Here is a 3039-nt window from a genome sequence, read left to right as displayed (position 1 = left end):
GGGTGCGGGTGCGGGTGCGGGTGCGGGTGCGCGGGGCGCGGGGCGTGAGTGTGTGGGGGTAGGGGCTTGGGGGTGGTGGGGTCGTGGGATCCGGTCCGGGGTGTGTGGTCGGACGGGTTTTGGTCGGACGGGCTTCGGTGGGACGGGCTTCGGTCGGAAGGACCTGATTTCACGGGCGTTCGGCCCGTGGGATCGGATGTGCCGGAGTTCGGTCGTGGGTCCGGCCTCGGCCGCGCTTCGGCCCCCGGGTCCGGTCGCGGAGTAGGAACCGGCCGGCGCCGATCGCCGACGCGGCGGCCAGCAGGAAGACGATCCCGGCAGTGGCCAGGGCCCACGTGTAGCCGACGACCACGTCCGAGCGCGTCGCGGCCACCGACATCAAACCGGCCAGGCCCACGGTCGGTCCGAGTTCCATCGCGGTGTTCATCACGCCACCGGCCAGACCCGCCTGGTGCTCGGGGACGCCGTGAGTGGTCAGGACGGCGGCCCCGGCGAAGATCAGGGACGCGCCGGCGGGCATCAGGACCATGCCCGGCAACAGGCCGGTCACGAACGCGCTTTCCCCGTCGATCCCGGCGAGCAGCAACAGGCCCGCACCACCGATCGTCAGGCCCGCCACGGTGGTTCGGCTCGGCCCGTATGTCCGGATGAGCGGCCCCGCGGCGCGGCTCGACGCGATCAGGGCGATGGTGAACGGTACGAACGCACCGGCGGTGGCGAGCGTCGACCACCCGCGCTCCTGCTGGAGGTAGAGCGAGACCAGAAAGCTGATCAGGCCGGTGCCGGCCGCCGCGAGCAGAATCCCTACCAGGCCCAGTACGCGCCGAGGTTCGCCGACGAAGCCCGGTGGTAGCAGCGGCCCCGACACGCGTCGCTCGACCGCGAGGAACGCGACGACCAGCGCCACGCCGATCCCCAGCGGGATCAGGACGGCGGCCGATGTCCAGGCGTGGTCGCCGACCACGGTGAGGCCGAAGCCGGCAAGGGTGATGCCCGCGGTCGCGAGTACGGCGCCGAGCGGGTCGAGTCCGGGCCGGCGCCCCCGTGCCGGCCGCGCTGCGGGCAGTCGACGCCGGGTCAGGGCCAGGACGAACACCGTGACGACGACCGGTATGGCGAACATCCATCGCCACGACACCCACGTGGTGAGCGTGCCCGAGAGCAGGTTGCCGGCGGAGGCGCCGAGTACGGACAGGCCGCCCCACGTGGCCATCGCCCGCCGGTATGCGCCCGGTTCGGGGTACACCGCGCGCAGGACGGCCATCGCGGCAGGCGCGGTGAGTGCGGCCCCGACGCCCTGCGCGAACCGTACCGCGACCAGCACCTCGTAGCCCGGCGCGAAGGCCGCGACCGCCGACGCGAGCCCGAACACCGCCAGCCCCGCCGTGAACATCCGGCGCCCGCCGTACCGGTCCGCGAGCCGACCGCCGAACAGCAGCAACCCGCTGAACGGCAGTCCGTACGCCGCGCTGATCAACACCAGATCGGCCGGGCCGAGCCCGAACTCGCGACCGATCTCGGGCAGCGGCACGCCGATGATCGTGATCGTGAAGATCAAGGTGGCCTGCGTCGTACCCAACAGCGCGAACGCGGCGGTGGCCTGACCGGGAGTCGGCGCACCGAGCCCGGTGCCCGGTGTTGCGTCGGGTGTGGCGTGTCGAGTGCGTGGCCCGTGGGTGGTGCTCATGGCGATTTCTCCTCTCCTGCCGACGCTTCTTTACAGAACGAGCATTCTTGAATCAGGGCATGCCGAAAGGCGACATTCGGCCCCTCGTTGTCAGGCCAGCAGTGCGAGTGCCTGCTGTGCCGCCGCGCCCAGCCGCCCGGACTCGGGCGCGGCCTTGCCGGCCACCCGCATGCCCTGGAACAGCACGAGCAGGAAGCGGGCCAGTGCCTGCGGGTCGCGATCCGGCGGGAGTTCGCCCTGGGCGCGGGCCCGGGTGAGCGCCGCGGTCAGGTTGGTCTCCATCTCGTTCCAGCCGTACTCGACGATCCGGGCCGCGCCCGTGTCGTGCGCGGCCAGTTCGACCGCCGAGTTGGTCAGGAAGCAACCCCGCAGGCGGGTGGGATCCTCGCAGGCCTCGCGGGCGAACCGCTCGACCACCGCGCGGACGGCCGGCAGTACGGGCCCGGGCTGGGAAAGCTCTTCCGTGAGACCGGGGTTGCGCAGCTCGCGGTAGCGGTCGAGCGCCGCGAGGTAGAGCTCGTGCTTGTTGCCGAACGTCGCGTAGATGCTCGCCCTGGCGACCCCGAGGCGAGCCACGAGATCCGCCATCGACGTCGCCTCGTAGCCGCGCTCCCAGAACAGCTCGAGAGCTGCCTGCAGGGCGGCGTCCGGGTCGAATTCCTTGGTCCTTGCCACACCCGGAACACTAGGCCATTCAAGAATGCTCGGTCAACAATGATCGGCCGTCGATCGTGGCTCAATGATCAGCCATCAGCCATCAGCCATCAGCCGAGGGCCTGGCCCCGGCCCGGCCCGGTTCCGGTTCGGCTCGGGGCTCGGCTTCGGGTTCGACCTCGACTTCGCCTTGGGGTACGACTCGGGAGCCGAGTCTCTACCGCGTCCGCAGCGCCTCCGCGCCCTCGTCCGCATCGGGAACGCCTCGGCCGTCGCCCCCGACCTCCACCCCCAAGCCCAGCAACCGCAGGTGGAACATCGCGTCGAAGCGCGCGTCGGGGTCGGCCAGATCGATCCCGCCCACCTCCGACAGCCTGCGCAGCCGGTAGCGGAACGTGTTCGCGTGCACGTGTACCGCCGTCGCGGCGGCGTTGACGTCGCCGAACGTGTCCAGCCAGGCCGCTAGCGTCTCGGTGAGATGGGTGTCGTGCTCGGCGTCGTACGCGCGCAGCCGCCCGACCGGACCCTGCGGCACGTCGGCGGCGGCGACCACGCGATCGGCCACATCGACGAGCAGCGAGGACACGTACACGTCCCGCAACCGGGCCACGCGCGTCGTGCCGTGCCCGCCCCGCAGCACCCGCAGGGCCCGATCGGCGTCGGCGCGCGAGGCCGGCAGGTCGGTGGGACGCGCGGCG

General features: G+C 72.0%; 3 protein-coding genes. All 3 read right to left on the bottom strand.

Going from position 1 to position 3039, the window contains the following annotated elements:
- Positions 1 to 169: 169 nt before the first annotated feature.
- Entirely contained in the window at positions 170 to 1687 is a 1518-nt protein-coding gene (locus GT354_RS24695; RefSeq protein WP_161358572.1) for an MFS transporter, read from the bottom strand.
- A 90-nt stretch (positions 1688 to 1777) separates the two neighbouring features.
- Positions 1778 to 2362 carry a TetR/AcrR family transcriptional regulator gene (locus tag GT354_RS24690; protein WP_161358571.1) on the bottom strand — a complete coding sequence of 195 codons (585 nt, stop codon included), beginning with the start codon at positions 2360 to 2362 and terminating at the stop codon, positions 1778 to 1780.
- A gap of 196 nt (positions 2363 to 2558) precedes the next feature.
- On the bottom strand, positions 2559 to 3039 hold a 481-nt coding region (locus GT354_RS24685), incomplete at its 5' end, for a helix-turn-helix domain-containing protein (protein ID WP_161358570.1).

The sequence above is a fragment of the Streptomyces sp. SID3343 genome (assembly GCF_009865215.1).
In the GTDB taxonomy this organism is placed as follows: domain Bacteria; phylum Actinomycetota; class Actinomycetes; order Streptomycetales; family Streptomycetaceae; genus Embleya.
This window is presented reverse-complemented; position numbering and strand designations above follow the sequence as displayed.

Bases quoted from the DNA above. Each gene is read 5' to 3' on its own strand.
- GT354_RS24695 (WP_161358572.1), bottom strand. From the start codon at position 1,687: ATGAGCACCACCCACGGGCCACGCACTCGACACGCCACACCCGACGCA.